This window comes from Pseudoalteromonas sp. SG41-1 (assembly GCF_014164575.1).
In the GTDB taxonomy this organism is placed as follows: Bacteria; Pseudomonadota; Gammaproteobacteria; order Enterobacterales; family Alteromonadaceae; genus Pseudoalteromonas; species Pseudoalteromonas rhizosphaerae.
The window spans coordinates 58,580-76,495 of sequence record NZ_JACJFL010000012.1 but is presented as its reverse complement, the minus strand read 5'-3'; the positions used below and the strand labels follow the sequence as shown (position 1 = coordinate 76,495).

General features: G+C 40.7%; 13 protein-coding genes. 7 read left to right on the top strand and 6 right to left on the bottom strand.

The features are described from left to right. Positions 1-69: 69 nt before the first annotated feature. The 4 genes from H5203_RS09665 (at position 70) to H5203_RS09650 (ending at position 6,651) form a co-directional block, all read left to right on the top strand. Complete coding sequence (locus tag H5203_RS09665; protein WP_182819654.1) at positions 70-1,314, top strand: exonuclease SbcCD subunit D C-terminal domain-containing protein; 1,245 nt, start codon at positions 70-72, stop codon at positions 1,312-1,314. Continuing rightward, a complete protein-coding gene (locus tag H5203_RS09660) occupies positions 1,311-4,952 on the top strand; it encodes an AAA family ATPase (RefSeq protein ID WP_182819653.1) in 3,642 nt (1,213 codons plus the stop codon). Before H5203_RS09665 ends, H5203_RS09660 begins: the two co-directional genes overlap by 4 nt. 9 nt (positions 4,953-4,961) lie before the next feature. Beyond that, positions 4,962-5,627: a class I SAM-dependent methyltransferase gene (locus H5203_RS09655; protein ID WP_149980345.1), complete on the top strand. Its 666-nt coding sequence runs from the start codon at positions 4,962-4,964 to the stop codon at positions 5,625-5,627. A 364-nt stretch (positions 5,628-5,991) separates the two neighbouring features. Next, complete coding sequence (locus tag H5203_RS09650; RefSeq protein ID WP_182739343.1) at positions 5,992-6,651, top strand: hypothetical protein; 660 nt, start codon at positions 5,992-5,994, stop codon at positions 6,649-6,651. A gap of 77 nt (positions 6,652-6,728) precedes the next feature. Here the strand turns inward: H5203_RS09650 and H5203_RS09645 are convergent, their stop codons facing one another. Continuing rightward, complete coding sequence (locus H5203_RS09645) at positions 6,729-8,282, bottom strand: hypothetical protein (RefSeq protein WP_220495298.1); 1,554 nt, start codon at positions 8,280-8,282, stop codon at positions 6,729-6,731. Between the two features lie 55 nt (positions 8,283-8,337). Further along, positions 8,338-9,801 (bottom strand): dGTPase, encoded by a 1,464-nt coding sequence (gene dgt / locus H5203_RS09640; protein WP_145238889.1) that lies wholly within the window; start codon positions 9,799-9,801, stop codon positions 8,338-8,340. A 203-nt stretch (positions 9,802-10,004) separates the two neighbouring features. On the opposite strand from dgt, the gene H5203_RS09635 reads away from it, so the two are divergent. Then, positions 10,005-11,216 (top strand): ectonucleotide pyrophosphatase/phosphodiesterase, encoded by a 1,212-nt coding sequence (locus H5203_RS09635; RefSeq protein WP_145238892.1) that lies wholly within the window; start codon positions 10,005-10,007, stop codon positions 11,214-11,216. A 58-nt stretch (positions 11,217-11,274) separates the two neighbouring features. Here the strand turns inward: H5203_RS09635 and H5203_RS09630 are convergent, their stop codons facing one another. Both H5203_RS09630 and H5203_RS09625 read right to left on the bottom strand, forming a co-directional pair. Then, positions 11,275-12,018: a zinc-dependent metalloprotease family protein gene (locus H5203_RS09630; RefSeq protein WP_145238895.1), complete on the bottom strand. Its 744-nt coding sequence runs from the start codon at positions 12,016-12,018 to the stop codon at positions 11,275-11,277. Positions 12,019-12,076: 58 nt separating this feature from the next. Further along, on the bottom strand, positions 12,077-12,778 hold the full coding sequence (locus H5203_RS09625; RefSeq protein WP_145238898.1) for a hypothetical protein: 702 nt from the start codon (positions 12,776-12,778) through the stop codon (positions 12,077-12,079). A 460-nt stretch (positions 12,779-13,238) separates the two neighbouring features. Between H5203_RS09625 and H5203_RS09620 the strand changes: the two genes are divergently transcribed. Together H5203_RS09620 and H5203_RS09615 are read left to right on the top strand one after the other, a co-directional pair. Continuing rightward, positions 13,239-14,240, top strand: coding sequence for a RimK family alpha-L-glutamate ligase (locus tag H5203_RS09620; RefSeq protein ID WP_145238901.1), 1,002 nt, complete (start codon positions 13,239-13,241; stop codon positions 14,238-14,240). A 239-nt stretch (positions 14,241-14,479) separates the two neighbouring features. Next, complete coding sequence (locus H5203_RS09615; RefSeq protein ID WP_182757826.1) at positions 14,480-15,637, top strand: benzoate/H(+) symporter BenE family transporter; 1,158 nt, start codon at positions 14,480-14,482, stop codon at positions 15,635-15,637. A 158-nt stretch (positions 15,638-15,795) separates the two neighbouring features. Here the strand turns inward: H5203_RS09615 and H5203_RS09610 are convergent, their stop codons facing one another. Beyond that, positions 15,796-16,839 (bottom strand): DUF2955 domain-containing protein, encoded by a 1,044-nt coding sequence (locus tag H5203_RS09610; RefSeq protein WP_145238906.1) that lies wholly within the window; start codon positions 16,837-16,839, stop codon positions 15,796-15,798. Positions 16,840-16,851: 12 nt separating this feature from the next. After that, a complete protein-coding gene (locus tag H5203_RS09605) occupies positions 16,852-17,913 on the bottom strand; it encodes an HlyD family secretion protein (RefSeq protein ID WP_182819651.1) in 1,062 nt (353 codons plus the stop codon). Positions 17,914-17,916: the final 3 nt, after the last annotated feature.

The window sequence follows — 17,916 nt, the reverse complement described above, 5'->3', positions numbered from 1 at the left end:
GCTTGTGCCCTTGCATCTTAATTTAGCTTGGGTATATTGACGCTCTTAACTGTTTTTTAAGAGCGTGACATGAAAGTCTTACATACCTCAGATTGGCATTTAGGCCAACAATTTTACGAACACAATCGCTGCCAAGAGCATCAGGTGTTTTTCAGTTGGCTGATAGACACGCTCGTCACACAACAAATAGATCTTCTGTTAGTCGCTGGTGATATTTATCACACAGCTACCCCACCTGCTAGCAGTGAAAATCAACTCTACCAATTTATAAAAGATGCCAAAAAACACTGCCCTGCATTACAAATAGTGCTTATTGCCGGTAATCATGATTCTGCAAATCGCATAATGGCCGCCCAGCCGCTGCTTGCTCAGTTTGATACTCAGGTCGTAGGCCGTTTTGATGCGAACAGCCCAGCAGATGTGGTACTGCGTTTAAATAGCAACTCTGTAACAGCTCATATCGTTGCAATGCCATTTTTACGTGCCAGTGATGTTAGTTCGCTTAGTCACACTGAAAACGGTCACGATTACGCTCAAGGCATAGCTAAGGCGTACCAGCTAAGTATTGATCATGCGCTCATTGATAAGCCTGCAACAACGCCGCTGATAGTGATGGGGCACTTACATGCCAAGGGCGGCGATATCTCCAGTGATTCTGAGCGAAATTTGATAATTGGCGGAGAAGAATCAGTCACAGCAAACGTGTTTAGCAATCATGCTGATTACGTTGCGCTGGGCCACTTGCATAAAGCGCAAATAGTCGCAAAGTCCGAGACAATCCGCTATAGCGGTACACCAATACCGATGTCGTTTTCAGAGCGTAACTATAAACACCAAGTATGTGTTGCTGAGTTTACAACCACCACTGATGATACGATTGCAGTGACTGTAAACCCCCTTTACATTCCTCGCCCAACAGAAGTGATTCTATTACCTGAAGGAGAGTGCGTACCTCTTGAACAATTATGCCAACAACTATCGAGCCTAGACCTAAGCCAATATAGCCAAGCTCCGTATTTAAGAGTAAAGCTCGGTGCAGGGGATACCGATACAACTTTTCGAGAGCAAATTGAAAAAGCACTAGAGAACAAAGAAGTGCGCTTTTGCGGCATAGAACGCGTTCGTCAGCAAAATAAAGAGCAGCGTTTAACTGTCTTTGAAGATTTAAGCCAAGTCGAAATGCTCAACCCGCAAATGTTATTAGAGCAAGCGTTTGCCAATAACAAAGACATGGCGGGGCAAGCTGTCCCGGATGAGCTAAAAGCCCTTTTAAACGATGTAATAAGCGAACTTGCGGAGCAAGAACAACTATGAAAATAACCGCAGTACGCATCCATAACTTAGCCTCAATTGTTGACGCCGAAATCGACTTTACCAAAGCACCGTTAAGGGATGCTGGTTTATTTGCCATAACAGGCGACACCGGTGCAGGAAAAAGCACTTTTTTAGATGCGATTTGCTTAGCCCTTTATACCAAAACAGCTCGATTAAGAGGTGATAAAGGTAACTTAATAGATTTTAATGGCGACAGTATAAAGTTAAATGATCCACGTAACTTATTACGTAAGGGTAAATGGGAAGGTTTTGCCGAGGTCGATTTTTTAGGCCAAGATAAACAGCTCTATCGCGCGCGCTATACCATTCAAAGAACTCATAAAAAAATAACCGGCAAGTTAAAAGTAGCTGAGCACAGCCTCTATACTTTGCCAGACGAAACGCTAATAGCTGATAAAAGCAACACCATAAAAGAAGTCGAAAGTAAAATAGGGCTCAACTTTGAACAATTCTCGCGGGCGGTATTATTAGCGCAACATGAGTTTGCGGCATTTTTAAAGGCCACGGGTGATGAACGAGCCCAGCTTTTAGAATGCTTAACTGGCACAGATAAATTTAGCTTGATTGGTAAACGTATTTTTGAGCGCCATAAAGAACAGCTAAATAAACTCGAATTGCTCAAAGCCAGTTTAGCCAGTTATACCTTACTCACTGACGAAGAACTTGCCGCGAAAACTCAACTACTTGATGATTTAAAACAGCAAATTGAAGATACTACAAAAACCTTAGCTGGCATCGAGCAGGGTATAAACTGGTATAAGCAAGCCAATAGTTTAGAGCAAGCACTGAATCTAGCACAACAAAATCAACAACAAGCCAGTACAGCGCTTAAAGCCATTGCAACACAAAGTGAACAGGCTAAACAAGCGCAAAGTGCACTGGAAATTAAAGACAATCGCAATCGTTTTAAAAGCTTAACGGCGCAAAATAATGAACTAAATACCAAGGTAAATGATTTAAAGAGTATTGATCACGCGGCACTCATTACTGATCTTGCCAGCGCACTTGAAAAGCACAACGAGAGCTTGCAAACGGCGAAAAAACAACAAAAAAGCGCAGAACCAATCATTGCTAAAGCACGTGAGCTCGACAATCAACTTGCGATGCAAACACAAACAATAACCAGTATTACAAGGCAAAATGAAAAAGAACAAAAACAACTTACTCATTTACAGCAGCAATTTAAACAAAGCCAAGCAAGTCATCAACAAGCAAAAAAACATTCCGAGCAACATCAGCAATGGCTAACCCAGCATAGTCAACTTAAGCAACTAGCGAGTGATTGGAATTACTATCAGCATAGCTTTAATCAGTTTTTGCACGCTAAGCAGCAATTTGCAACAACGACTGAACAAAGTACACAGTTAGCAGCTGAGCTTATACGGCAAAACGAGCAGCTGGAAACACAAACTAAAAAACTGACGCTAAGCGAACAAACACTTTTAAGCGAACAACAAAAGCTTGATCAACTCAACAAGCAACACGGCCAATTTAATATTGAGCAATGTGATGCCAAACTTAAAAGTATCGATTACTTAAAAGAGCAACGCGAGCGTTACAAACAGTTTAATCAAGAGCTAAAGCAAAGCACGCAACAACAAAGTGTTATTGCAAGCAAACTAAGTCAGGGCGAGCAAACACAAACAACGCTAACCCAGAACCTTGTAACACGAGAACAAACGCTTAAACACAGTGAATACGCACTAAATCAAGCTCGCTTACGTGCCAGCGAAAGTGTCGAACATTTACGTGCTCAACTTACGCCAAATGAACCTTGTTTGGTATGTGGGGCAACCGAACACCCATTCGCAGATCAGCAATTAACTAACTTAATCGCTGCTTTTGAAAATGACTATAAAACTGCAAAACAGCACTACGAAAATGCCCTAGCAGAGCTTCACTCGCATCAAACTCAGCATGCTGTGCTCGTTGCTGAACACACACAACACAGCCAAGCGGTACAGACTGCACAGACTAAACAGCTTGAAATAAAACATACCATGCAAGCGGCCCGCACTGAACTTAATGACTTAACCTCAGAGCAATTGGAGGCCAGTTACATTGCGCTCAATGAACAAAAAACACAGTATTATGCAACACAAAAGCAACAGCGCAACTTGCAAGAGCAAGTAAACCAACTGCAAAGTATCTTTAAAAATGAGCAGCAAGCTCAACAACAGTTACATACACGCCACGTTGAACTAAGCAATCAACAAAGCCAGCTCAATAGCAAGCTAAGTGAGCTAAGCACACAAATTAATGAGCTAACCGCGACCCTTGGTTCACAATTTCAAGAGGCTCAATTTTGGCAACAACTGCAAAATAATACGCTTGATTTAACTGAGTTAAACCAGCAAGTTGAGCAATATCAGCACAACCAAGAGCAGCTTGAGCAAGCGCAAAAACAACTCGATAGCGCTGACCAACAGATGCAGCAGTTTACACCGCTGATCAGTGATGCGGAGCTGATCTTAAAAAACCTAAATGATGATTTAGCCAAAGCACAGCAACAACATAGCAGCTCGCAAAGTGAGCGCTTAGCGCTATTTAATAATGAACACATTAGTGCTGACGACTACCAAACGAAGCTAGCTGCTCAACAAGAGCAATGCCAAGCACAGCTTCAGCACAGCCAAAAAGCGCACGATAACGCGATAAAACAACGCGACGAGCACGCGATAACGCTGCAAGGCCTCGAGCAACGGCTACTTGAAAATGCGCAAGAACAAGCCGACCTCGATACTCGCTATAATCAATGGTTTGCTGAATTTAAAAGCCGCTACAGCGATGCAAGCCACGAACAGGTCACAATTTTACTAACACTAAGTAGCGATGAAATTAAAACGCATTTAAAGCAACATGAACAATTAGCGCAAGCTTTAATAGATGAAAATGCCGCGTTAAAGCAGCACAAACACGCTTACTTACAGCATCAAAACAGCGATAAACCTAAGCAAAGTCATGCTGAGCTTATTCAACAGTTAGCCAATTTAAACGATCAGCAAGCTGCTCAGCACAAAACACAGCTTGCAACCAATACTGTACTTGAACAGCACAATCAAAACCGTCAGGCGCTGCAAGGCAAACAAACTGAATTGGCAACCTTGCAAAAACACGTCGAGCAATGGCATGTACTTAATAAAGTGTTGGGTGATGCAACGGGTAAAACAATGCGTAACTTAGCACAAACGCAAACGCTGAAAATATTATTACACTATGCAAACAGCCACTTACGAACGTTAAACAAACGCTATGAACTTACCGCTATTGAGCAAACCTTGGATATCGCCATTGTTGATAAGGACATGGCCGATGAGCAACGTTCAGTTAATACCTTATCCGGCGGCGAGTCGTTTTTAGTCTCGTTGGCACTTGCGCTGGGCCTTGCATCTTTGTCATCCAATAAAGTAAGTATTAACTCTTTGTTTATTGACGAAGGCTTTGGTACGTTAGACAGTGAAACATTAAGCATTGCCATGGATGCACTTGATTCATTACAAGCGCAGGGGCGCAAAGTGGGCGTGATCTCCCATGTATCTCAAATGACAGAACGGGTTGCTACCCAAGTTCATGTCGCCAAGAAACCTGGTGGCTATTCGACTGTTACAATTATTTAAGGAATAGTAATGCCAACATTTACACAAGACGAAGCAACGCAGTATGATTCTCGCATTCCTCGTTTAGTACCGGGGTATGAATTACTGCACAACAGTACCGCAGCGCAACTACAAGCAACGCTCGGCGATGAAGCACATATTTTGGTAATAGGCGCCGGTACCGGTAAAGAAGTCGCCCTCCTTGCTGCCTTGCAGCCTAAATGGCATTTTACTGCACAAGATACCTCACAAGACATGCTCGATATCGCAAAGCAACGATTTGTTGAGCTTGGGATCAGTGAGCGGGTTACTTTACACTTAGGCTCGCCATCCGAACTTAAACAACAAGCGGATGCCGCATTATGCTTATTAGTGATGCACTTTGTGGCAGATAACGGCGATAAAAAAGCCATGTTGCAAGCAATTAGCACACAGCTAAAAGCACATGGGCAATTATATTTAGCCGATTTAATGCGTCCAGAAACACTTTTTGAGCGTGATGCCCAATTGATACTCAGCAAACAATTAGGCTTAACTGAAACAGGGGTAGAGCGCATGCAGCATAATTTTGAGCATGAGTTTTTCCCACTTGATAGAATTCGTCTTGCCGACTTACTCGATGAAACAGGCTTCAATAGTGGCAAGTTGTATTTTAAAACACTTGGTTTTAGTGGTTATGTGGCACAAAAACGCTAAACGTAAACTAATAATTTACCTTTCACAATGCTGTATTACTTCCTAGACATGCATTAAAGCATTTTTAAAACCGTTAACCCAACGCTGGTTAACGGTTTTAATATTGACACTTTATTTTTCAATATCTTACCCTAACCAAATAGACTCGTATTAGGTCTAATAAAACCACCATTACTTGGGATTGTGTATCATCCCACTAATAACAATGTACTGACACACTTAGAATCAATAATAATTTTTTCATGTGCTTTTAAGCCAAATATAAGCTTTTAACGGTTACCGTCTTATTTGGTTGTACCTATAAAGTTTGCAATAACAAAAAATAATGGTAGGCTGTAAGTTCATCTTTTACAGGACGTAACTAATGAAAAAATGGATTTTTATATTAATCTCCCTCAGTTTCAGCCCGCTATGTACTGCATCCGCTGTTTACTCCCCTTTGACACAACCGCAATTAGAACAACCTGACACAACACTATTAACTCGACTAGCTGATTTTTGTAATCGCAGAGAAAACATCACAACATCAACCGATAAAGACAGCTTCGCGAATATAATTGAATCACCAATAACAGCTGGTTTTTATCTACACTCATATAACAACACGGCAAAACAGACTGCATGGCGCAATTTTTATGAGTTGCCAGCGCGCTGTAAAACTAAAGAAAACGCCACCATTAATGCACTTTGGTGTACGGAGCATCAGCGAAAAAAACGCCAACAGTTTGAGTTACAATGGCAAACAGCGGGCAACTTACAACGTGCCGAAGTACAACCTAATGATCATGTCTATGAAATCATCCTACCCAGAAAAGGCATGCAATCGATTAGTTTAGCTACTCAAAACGTAAAGTCACTCCCCCAAACAAGCTTATTACAACATGCTTCTTCATTAATGGGGATTGTCTGTATTTGTTTGTTTATTACCGTTGTGATTTTATTTTTTAGTTGGCGACATGCTAAAAGGGTGAAGCGGTTCGTAATCTTAACTCATACAAATAAAGTAATTTATAGCAGCAAGTAACAGCCCAGAGCAGGCTGCTACTAAACGAAATAGTCTGAGCTTTGGAGAATAAACAACCCCCAGCGACAATTAATAAATTAATCGTCGGTTTTTAACTGTTTTGCACGCTCTTGTGCTGCAATTAATTTGGCTGATTTTGGCACTGTTTTTTTCGGGACAATCGTCGGCTTTTCTTTTGAATTTGGATCCCAAGTAGGGTCGAGTGATAAATTAGCAAATGGATTAGCTTTTCGCTGATTTGGATCTGCTACAGATGCGCCAGATATATCATCTCTTTCATCTTGCTCTGATACACTATGCTGCTCTGCTGCTAATTCATCGTTTAATGCAGCAAGCGCCTGTGCTATTTCATCATCACTGTCAGTTACCGTTAAAGTATCAGCTTGTGGTTGAACATCCACGGTCGTTGATAGCTCAACTTCCCTCATTTGCGAAAGGCCTGATGTGAGCACTTGGCCACTACTATTAACAGCATCCGAATGGACAATTTCATTTGCTACTTCATTCGTTGCGCAATGAATAACGTTTTCATCATCCATTTTAGGTAATAGCTCAGCTTCGCTATCGAGCTCTGTTGTGGTCGTTTGGTGTGGTTCTAAATTAGTATCAAGATCAGCTTCAACATTTATCGTCGCAGACTTTATGACATCTTTAGGTTGTTGTGGTTTCTGACCTGGTAATGGCGCATCAGGATCAAACATACGCACTTCAGGCTCTTTAAAATCATGCTCATTTTTAAAAAGCCGCTGCGTTAGCTCAACTTTTACGTTCACATCGTCTGCACTTATCACTTCAGTTTGTGGAGTTGCAATCACTACTTGCTCTGCTATAACCGCTTTTTTTGGCGCAACAGTGGATTCGCTTGCTACGGGCTCAGCTTTTGCGGGGGTTAATTTTGATACAGCGGCTTCTGTACTTGAAGCCTCATCAGTTGCAGGAATTAGCGGTGCAGTTTCAACTGCTTTTTTGTTAGCCCGTAAGCGCAGCAGCAACATTGCAGCTAATAATAAAACTACTAACAACAATAAACTTGGCATTAATAACGAATCCGACTCAGTGCGCACTGGTTCTGGGGCTGTTACCTTTATCGTCGCAGGTTCGCTTGTTATTACTGCTTCGGGTGTAGCATCAACTACATCATTGTTTTGCCCAAGCGGCTGTTCGACTGTGGTTTCTGCGCTGCTCTTTTGCTCAACTTCAATACTTTGGGCATTCTCAACATTTTCAACATTTTCAACATTTTCAACATTTTCAACAATTACAGACGCCTCCCTTTGAACTTCTGCTGGCTCATTTTTGGCTACTGACGAATTGCTGTCAAGGGGGTTTACAGTCGAGTTTTGCGTCTCTAATGTAGATTTTATTTTATTATCAACATGTGTTTTTGGTGCAACCACTACAGGTGCTGGTTTCGCTTGAGACGCTGGAGGTGGGTTACTGCAGTTGTTTTTATAATCTTTTGCCGCATTTCGATAACTACGGCTACTTGTATTATCGCTGTATTGTTGCATTTGTTGTTTATACAAAATGCACATAGCTTCACTGTATTTAGCAAAGCTATTGAAACTAAAAGTAAATAAAATAAATAAGCAAAGTCGTAATACGTGAGCCATCATAAATCTATTAAACAAACACAATAAACCCAGTTTAATAGTTGTGCGCAAATTTATCTAGCAGTGTGTTTTGCTAATCAATTACCATCAAGGTACGGTATTCATCGTAAGCAAATTGATCTGTCATGCCGCTGATATAATCTTGAATAAATCGACAGCGATAATAAAACTCATAAGCGAGTACATGATCGGGTTCTGCTTGCATCGCTTCAATGGCTTGTAAATAGCTATTTAAATGCTTTTTCGAAAGCTTTTTGAGCAACCGTGTTTCAATTAAGAAACGATCATCCCCTTTGATCACCCGTTTAAAGTCATCATGACTTAACAGCAGTAATGGCTTATAACAATCAAGTAATCCATTGATAATTCGATAGCCTTGTAATTCAAGTTTACCGACTTCCTTATGTGAAAACACATACTCAAACGCCACTTGTTTCAAAGTGGTGGTTATAGCGTGTAAATGACTGCGGTCTTCTAACAAGGCCTGATTAAAATCACCATGATAAACCGCTTCAATATTATCTATAAAACGTTTGGCCGCATAATTAACCAGAGGGTGGAGTAGAGTTACCCGTAAATAAATAAAAAACTCGCTATTAAAGTTATAAGGTTGCTGAGCGGCCTTATCGAGGGCATAGTTAACTGCTTTTTCAACCACGTGCTGATGTTCTGCATCGTCAATAGTAAGATTAGTTAACACTTTTTGATAATGCTGTTTGAGTTTATCGCATAATAACTCAACAGTGATAATGCCCTTTTCTACGGCATCTTCAATATCAGCTAAGCAATATGAAATATCATCAGCCGCTTCCATTATATAACTGGCGGGGTGGCGACATTGTGGCTCTATCAATAGCTCTTTTTGCAATCTTTCAACAAAGTTTTTTTCACTGTAGTAAAAGCCTACTTTTTTCATCAAATAATTTTTAGTTCGCGGTATATCTTCTTTAGCCATACTTGCCGGACGCGTGTATTTTAAAATACCAGCCGTTTGGCTATAGGTTAAATTAAGTGATAACAGTGAGTGTACAATACGGATACCTTGCGCATTACCTTCAAAGTTACAAATATCTTGTGCTAAATGTTTAAATATTAAGCCAATTCCCGTGTGTGGATCGGCGCAGCGCTGAGGGGTAAGCGTTGCTAAATTTGCGTTAAACCAGTGATTAATCGCAGCTTCACCAAAATGACCAAACGGTGGATTACCTATATCGTGCATCAAGCAGGCCATTTCAACCAGACTTTCTAGCGGCCTCTCTAACCCTGTTAGGCCATATTCAGCTTGTTGTTTGGCCGTTAAATTCGCAAAGATGCGTTGCACTATAAAACGCCCAACCTGTTGTACTTCGAGGGAGTGAGTTAACCGCGAGCGGACCGCAGCATTGCGCTCCAACGGAAACACTTGCGTTTTTTGTTGTAAGCGGCGAATTGCAGCACTATTGATGATACGGCCACGATCGCTTTCTAACGCCATCTGTAAATTAGGGGTTGAGCGCAGCTCACGCGCTGACGTTATTTTTTTGCTGAAATCGATCATAGACGCTCCTTTTATTGTCTACTTTTAATCTAACAGCTTGTTTACTAAATTAATATCTATGACTGCTGTTCGCACATAAATTTATCTATTAATAATTATCACGGTCATAAAATAGCGGTACACTGCATATTAAACATAAGCATATCGTAACGTATTTGTTTATTTTCTGATTACCAATAACGCCCAACAAAGGTATTAATACAATGAAGCCTATTTTAAGTTTTCTGTTATTAGCATTGCTCATTTATGGCTCTTTTAGCCACGCTAAAGACGATAGAAACTCTGCTAATAATACCGTAGTACTTGTTTCTCTTGATGGATTCCGCTGGGATTACATCGAAAAACACGGTGCTGAAAATTTAGCCGCAATAGCTAAATCGGGAGTTCGCGCAACTAAAATGCGCCCGGTATATCCGACTAAAACATTTCCTAATCATATATCTATCATTACTGGTTTATTGCCAATTAATCATGGCGTAGTAGATAACCGCTTTTGCGATACACAAAGAAATGAATGCTATAGCATGGGAAAAGGGAAAGACGACAGCACATGGTTCAACGGCATTCCACTGTGGAATTTGGCGTCGATGCAGGGATTAAAATCAGCCGCTTATTTTTGGCCCGAATCAGATGCGCGATTTAATGGCATGCTGCCGAATTACTTTTACCATTATTCAAAACACAGTAATTATCAAAATCGTGTTGATCAAATTATTCAATGGCTAACATTGCCAGCAGCGCAGCGCCCGCAATTAGTTGTTAGTTATTTTTCACTGGTAGATAGTATGGGCCATGAATATGGGCCTGATGCGGAGCAAACCAAGCAAGCGGTAAAAGAAGTAGATGTATTAATGGGGCAATTACAGCAACGCCTCAATGAACTAGAGCAAAATGTTAACTTAGTGATTGTCTCCGATCATGGTATGAGTACGGTTGAGCCAAACCAAAGTATTGCTATCAGTAGCTTACCGAAAGACGACAAGTTTATGGTTAAAAATACCGGACCGAGAGTATTGATCTATGCTAATAAAGGCACTACAAAAGCTGAGATCACAGCATATAAACAACACTTAACGAAAGCAGCAAAAGGGCGCTATACCGTACTAAGTGATGAACAACGTAAGCTTTATCACTATGCTAACAATGGCCGAACTGGTGATATTATTTTACAAACCACAGCACCAAGAAGTTTTGCTGATACCGGTAAAGTAAGCTATTTAGGTACCCATGGCTATGCTTATAGCGAAGATATGGCGGCAACCTTTATTGCCAATGGCCCAGCATTTAAAAATTCATTAGTAATCGATGAAGTAAATAACTTAGATGTTTACCCACTTATTGCCAAAGTACTGGGAATTAAAGTACTCAATGCAATCGATGGCGATGGCGCAACACTTTGGCCTGCTTTAAATTAAATAATAAAAAGAGCGCTAATGCGCTCAAAAGGGAAAAACTGTTCACTAAAAATAAACGCTATTTAAAGTTAGCAATACTGTCTTTAGTGGCATTTACTGTACGCCATGCAAACGATTCACCAGTTACACCGTAAGGAATACCATTAACACTCCAGTTCGGGTTAGAAAAATAATCATACTGCGTGGCACTACCAAATACATGAGGGTACGCCATAATACTGGCAAACTGATTTTGTACGCCATGGCCCATACCATCAACATAAACACCACCTGATGTATCACCTTGCTTACGAGAGTGTGCTAAGCCTTGATTGTGGCCTAATTCATGTACAAAGGTTGTTGCTCCACAATCTACCGCTGTAATACTGTACATACTGTTACTTACTGAGCTATATAAATTACCATTACTGCCATTGCCAACCCACGCAATACCACACGAAATTAGGTTACTGCCAGCACTTTGACCAGTACCAAGCACCGCAACCATATCTGCCCCCCAACTATTGCGTAAACCTTGAATATAACTACTGTTAGTGACTGAATTTAGCCAGCTGCTAGAAGGTGTAATTGCATGATTACCTAAGTTTTCGCTGCCTACTAAACGCAGTGAAATATCAATACCATTTTGGCTATAAACCTGATTACTAAAAGCAATATACTGGTTAATTTTAGTATTAATGTTTGCAGTGGCCGCCGCCGCTTGATCTGTATATAAAATCGCAATATCAATAGTCGCGGCGTGGCTAGTTGCAGTCATACCTAATGCACATAATGCAGCTAAAGTAGTTAGTCGTTTATTCATAGTAGTTCCTTGTCAGGTTGTGTTGTATTACTGTGTTAAAGTCTGCTCTGAAAAATTTCTATAAGTTATTACCTTCTGCTTTTGGTGCAAACGGATCCTCACCATTGCTTGGCTCTAATGTGGGTTGATTAGTGACTTGATGTTCCATGTGGTTTTTATAAAGATCTCGCTTTGCCGCAAGCCAACCATATTGCCCTTTACCTTCAAATACATAATTACCGCTTGGTGCAGTTAATTGGCCATATATAGCGTCTGCGCCAATAGTCATCACGGTGGTATGAAATCGCCCATCAGCACCAAGCACTCGGCCAAAAATACTTTTATCACCATTGCTAGCAGCAATTACATTGGTAACCTCTGCGCTAAAGGTTTCAGCGGTTTGTGGAATAGCTAGATCAAAATTATCGCCTTGCTTTAGCTTTCTGAGCGCAACTAAGTCAAATTCTATATAAACCTCATTATGTAAATCTGTAGGCAAAAATCCTGAGGCTTTGAGAATCTGCTCTGCTTTCTCTGAGAGTCGATTAATAGCATCAAATTCATCATGTGTTTGATTTACAGCTACTTTAGGTTTAGCTAAAACTCTTGGTAACGATATATCTGGTGATGTTTTAGCCCCTAACTTAGGCGCTATAGTCGATAACTGAACGTCACTCGTAGGAACCGAATGGGTTACATTGCTTTCTTTGTAGATAACGAACTCATATAGCAAAAAAGCACTGATCGGAACGATAACAATAAATGCAATAGCCCTTTTCATTTGTCTCTCTTTTAGATCTAAAGGTTAATATATTGTTATTTTTACATCAGAGTAAATTAAATCGCAAGCATAAATTTGTTACCGAAAACAAAAACGAAACTTTCAATATTTATCATATTAATCTTACAGTTAATAAATTAAATATATAAAAGTTATGAATGAATAACTTTAATACTAAAAATACAACGCGTTAAGTTAACATTAACTTATCAATTATACCTTTTGTAGTTACATACTTTATTGCAATAAAAAAACACCTACTATTGATTAACCAAAATGAGATATGAAAAATAATATTATCGTGACGATAAAATTTATTTGTTTTACTGCACATCAGATGAACCTCATACTCCGCGTCTTTTGCCGCAGACTCTCATCATCATAAGTGACTGTGAACATCTATAACGTAGTGAGCCTATTTTTTCTGTGAGCTGCGGATCAATACTCAAGAGGAAATACCATGCGTGGCTGGATCATTTATAAAGACAGTGCTGGATTACTAAAACAAGAGACCTACGAAGTAGAGCGTTTACTGGCCGCAGCAAAAGAAGAAGGTATCGATTTACAAGTTTTCTCTCCCGATCAATTTGATTTAACTATCACCCGCGAAGATGGCAAAAGCATTCTAATTGACGGTGTAACCACAACTTTGCCTGACTTTGTTATTCCTCGCATGGGCGCCAGCACCACCTATTTTGCACTAGCAATTATTCGCCATCTCGAGCGACTAGGGGTGTACTGCGTTAATAGCTCACAATCAATTGAGACGGTAAAAGATAAACTGTTTGCACAGCAAATTTTAGCTGAGCGTAACTTACCTACACCAAATACTATGCTGGTAAAATTTCCAGTAAATATCGACTTAGTAGATAGGCAAATAGGCTTTCCAGTGGTGATTAAAACACTTTCAGGCTCGCAGGGCAGTGGCGTATTTTTATCAAAGTCAAAAAGCGAATTTGACGATTTAATGCAATTAATTGAAGCCGCCAACCCGCAAGCTAATATCATCTTGCAACAGTTTGTTAAATCTAGCCATGGTCGTGATTTGCGAGTACTCACTATTGGTGGCCGTGCTGTCGCATGTATGGAGCGAAACTCTGGCGGTAAAAACTTTAAAGCGAACGTGAGTGCAGGTGGCACTGGTAAACCGCACCCAATTACTCCAGAGATTGAATGGTTAGCTACACAAACAGCTAATGTACTCAATTTAGACGTTGCTGGTATTGATTTATTATTTGATGATAATCACTTTAAAATTTGCGAAGCAAATTCAAGCCCTGGATTTGAAGGCTTAGAAGCTGCACTGGGGATCAATGTGGCTCGTGAAATCTTGCATTTTATTCGCATTCGCTTGGGTATTTTTGACCGCCCAGAGAATTTAAGCTTAGCCTTGGATGAAGACAGTAAAGCAGCGATGGAACAGCCTACTCCAAGCCCCATATTAAGCGCTGTAGTACAGTAAAATTTTAGTCGTAAATAACGACTATTGCTTTGTATACTAAGCTGTCATTGGTGACGTGTGAAAACTGTTACACCGTCGCCATTACAAATCTAACACTTTATCACTACCTCAGAACATCAATACTTTCTCCAACCAGTAAGACCTTAGTCATAAGTAACCTCGAAAGATAAACACGCCCTAGCATCAAAGTAATATTTGTGTATAAATAGAACGATTGAATTCAACGATTTAGGAACCACATGCAACTCTCAAATCAACTATTAAACCGTTTAACTGCGGGCTTAGTTGCGGTGATCATCGGTTTTACCAGCTCTATCGCACTTATTTACCAAGTCGTTATTGTGCTAGGTGGCACAGCGGAGCTCGTTGCAAGTTGGGTACTTATGTTAGGTATTGCGATGGGTGTCACTTCAATTGGCTTATCGTACTACTATAAAATCCCAATTTTAATTGCCTGGTCAACAACCGGTGCCGCTTTACTCATTACCAGTGCCCAAGGTTATAGTTTAAATCAAGCTGTAGGCGCATTTATGTTCAGTGCTTTACTGGTATTTATATCAGGGATCACTGGCTGGTTTGAAAAAATAATGCAACGTATCCCGAGTCAAATTGCTTGTGCAATGCTTGGCGGTGTTTTAGTGACTTTTGGCATAGATGTATTTAACTTTATGGGTGAAAAACCATTGCTAATTGGTGCGATGGTGCTGGTTTATTTAGTCTGTAAGCGTTTAATGCCACGTTTTTCGATGCTTATGGTACTGATTGCTGGGTTTGTAATGGCTGGCGTTACAGGGCAAATAGATACCAGCAGTTGGCAATGGAAAATGAGCGAGTTTGCGTTTATCGCTCCTGAATTTAATTTACAAGCGATGATCAGCGTTGGTATTCCGCTTTATATCGTCACCATGACTTCACAAAACTTGCCAGGCATTGCAGTGTTAAAAGCACATAATTACCCTGCACCCGTCTCTGCAGCGCTCAATGTCACTGGTTTTAGTAATATCCTTATTGCCCCTTTTGGTGGCTATGCCATTAATTTAGCTGCTATTACTGCGGCAATTTGCATGAGTGAAGATGCCGACAGCGACCCTAAAAAGCGTTACTGGGCAAGTATCGCGGGCGGTGGTTTTTATATCCTGATGGCGATTGGAGCAGCGACTCTAGTGGGTTTAGTGGCAAGTTTGCCACAAGCACTTATTTTAGCCTTGGCGGGGATTGCTTTATTCACCACCATTGCCTCGAGCTTACAGCAAGCTTTGTCTGATAGTTACTACACTGAGGCGGCAATGATCACTTTTTTGGTCACCGCCTCTGATCTTACTTTATTTTCTATTGGCTCGGCATTTTGGGGGATATTGTTAGGCGCGCTGACTTTATGGTTGATCCCGCGAAAATAACACTCGCAATAAATCAGCTTAACGCATCGTTGAGTAGCGATTGTGTTAATTAGTGGTTTATAAACTCACGCCTAAAGTGATCATTATTTAAACACAGTTAGTATAACAAAGTAATAACCGCCCTAGTGCATAAGGAACTGACTAAGGCGGTTATTATATTAGTCGAAAGTATGATGACGGGTGACACTAAACCGATTAAGAATATGATGCATAATATACACCGCACATAAACTCACGATTATCGCAACCGATACAGACGAAAACCGATAAAGCGCACTGTAAACCAAGTCTTGCCCAGGTCCGAGAGACTGACCAAATAAAATTCCAAATGTGGTAATAACCCCAAATCCAACACCAGGAATACCGCCACCTAAAATATGATAACGGCTAAATATAAAAGTTAAAATCCACAAGATCAGCGCCGGAAAAATCAGAATATCGGTGTGATTATACAAAAACAGCTGCGATACTAACGCTAAATTACAACCAATTAATGTGCCAATTGCTCGTTGCCAGCCAGCCATGCCAGCGGCTTTCCAGCACAAAGGAAACAAAATTAAGATCGATGCCGCTTGTGCTGAAATTGAATCTTGTAAATCAAATACCTGAAAAATCACAAACGACAGTGTAGCAACTGTAGCGCACAACAGTACTTCGTGGCGAATACTCTCTTTTGCTTTTGTTGGCATCACCCGACCTTGGCGTGGTGCAACATCAGGAAATACAAAGTGCATTAATACCGCCGCTAACACGGTCACTACGACTGCTAAACCATTGCTGATGATCAACGGATAAATACTCGTGCCATTACCAACATAACTAGAAAAGTGCAGTTGAATAGATAAACTAACGACACTTAAAGCACCAAACAAAAAGTTAGCACCACAGCTCATTTGATAAAACAAAAATGCAAACGCTAAAAAGCACAGCAAGGTCATCGCCACTGGTAAATGAGAAAATAAACCCTGTACTATTAATACAAATAACCCACTAAATGCCGCGCTGGCAAAAAACTGACGAATGATATGTGCATTTAAAATCGGCACTAATCCTAATAACAACATAGGATAAACGGTGAAGAAAATACCATTTGGCCAATTCATCAATTTACATAAACTAAATCCCAACGCGCTGCCGCCAGCGATACGCAACGCTTGCCGAAGGCCATTCTGGTCTAGTTTTACAGGGACTGATGCAGACATAATAAAGCCTTATTAGTAAATGTAATGCAGTAAACTGATAAAGCGAATTTGCATGACACCAAACCATTGCCCAATTACTGACTCAGGCAGTAGCTGCACTGTTGCACGTGCACCACTAGGTAGTTTACTTAATAGCTGTGCTTGCTCTAAATCAATGTGAATACGTTGGCGCTGCGCATCACGAACCCAGCGATTACTGCTTTCAGTACTGCTTAATAAGCCATTAGCATTGAGCTGCCCATTACTTACGCCAGCTTCAAAAGAGCTCACTGTAGCTGCAAATACTTGGCCTGGCAGAGCATCAAACGTTACTTTTGCTTTGCTGCCCACTTTGATATTAACTAACGATTTTTCACGAAAATCAGCCACTAAATCAGCTTTATTGGCCACAATAGCTAACATCGGTTGACCTTTATTAGCAAATGTCCCGGTGCTTACTTGCAAGTTTGCGACTTTACCATCAGCATCAGCAGTCACTATGCTGTATGATAAATTGAGTTTCGCTTGTGCCAGTTGGTTTTGCGCATGGCGTAATGCTAGGTTGTCTTCGCCTAATTGCCCACGTGCCAGTTTTGCCTCGGTTAACTGTGCTTCAATAGCTGCGACATTCGCTTTACTTGATTGATAATTAGCGCTAATTGTTTCGTACTCTTGCTCCGAAATAGACCGTTTTTTCAATAACAATTCACTGCGATCAAATAACAACTGTTGCTCATGCAGCTTGGCATTTCCAGCGGCTAGCTGAGCCTGTATCGCTTTAACACTGCTATCTAAGCGCTGGTTTTGCAACTGCGCATCAGCATAAGCCAGTTGTGCTTGCTCTAGTGCTAATTTAAAAGGGGCTGCTTCTATTAAAAATAGCGCTTCACCCGCTTTAATCGCTTGATTATTATTCACCAATACTTGGTTCACGCGGCCACTTACTTGTGGCGTTACTTGTACTACAGGGTGATATACGCGCGCTTGCGGAGTAACCGGTAAAAACATATCGGCAACGACAAAGTAAGCGAACAATAAAATAAACCCAACTAATGATATTTTTACATAGCGGGCAAATTTCTGATCCGGTGTCATGAA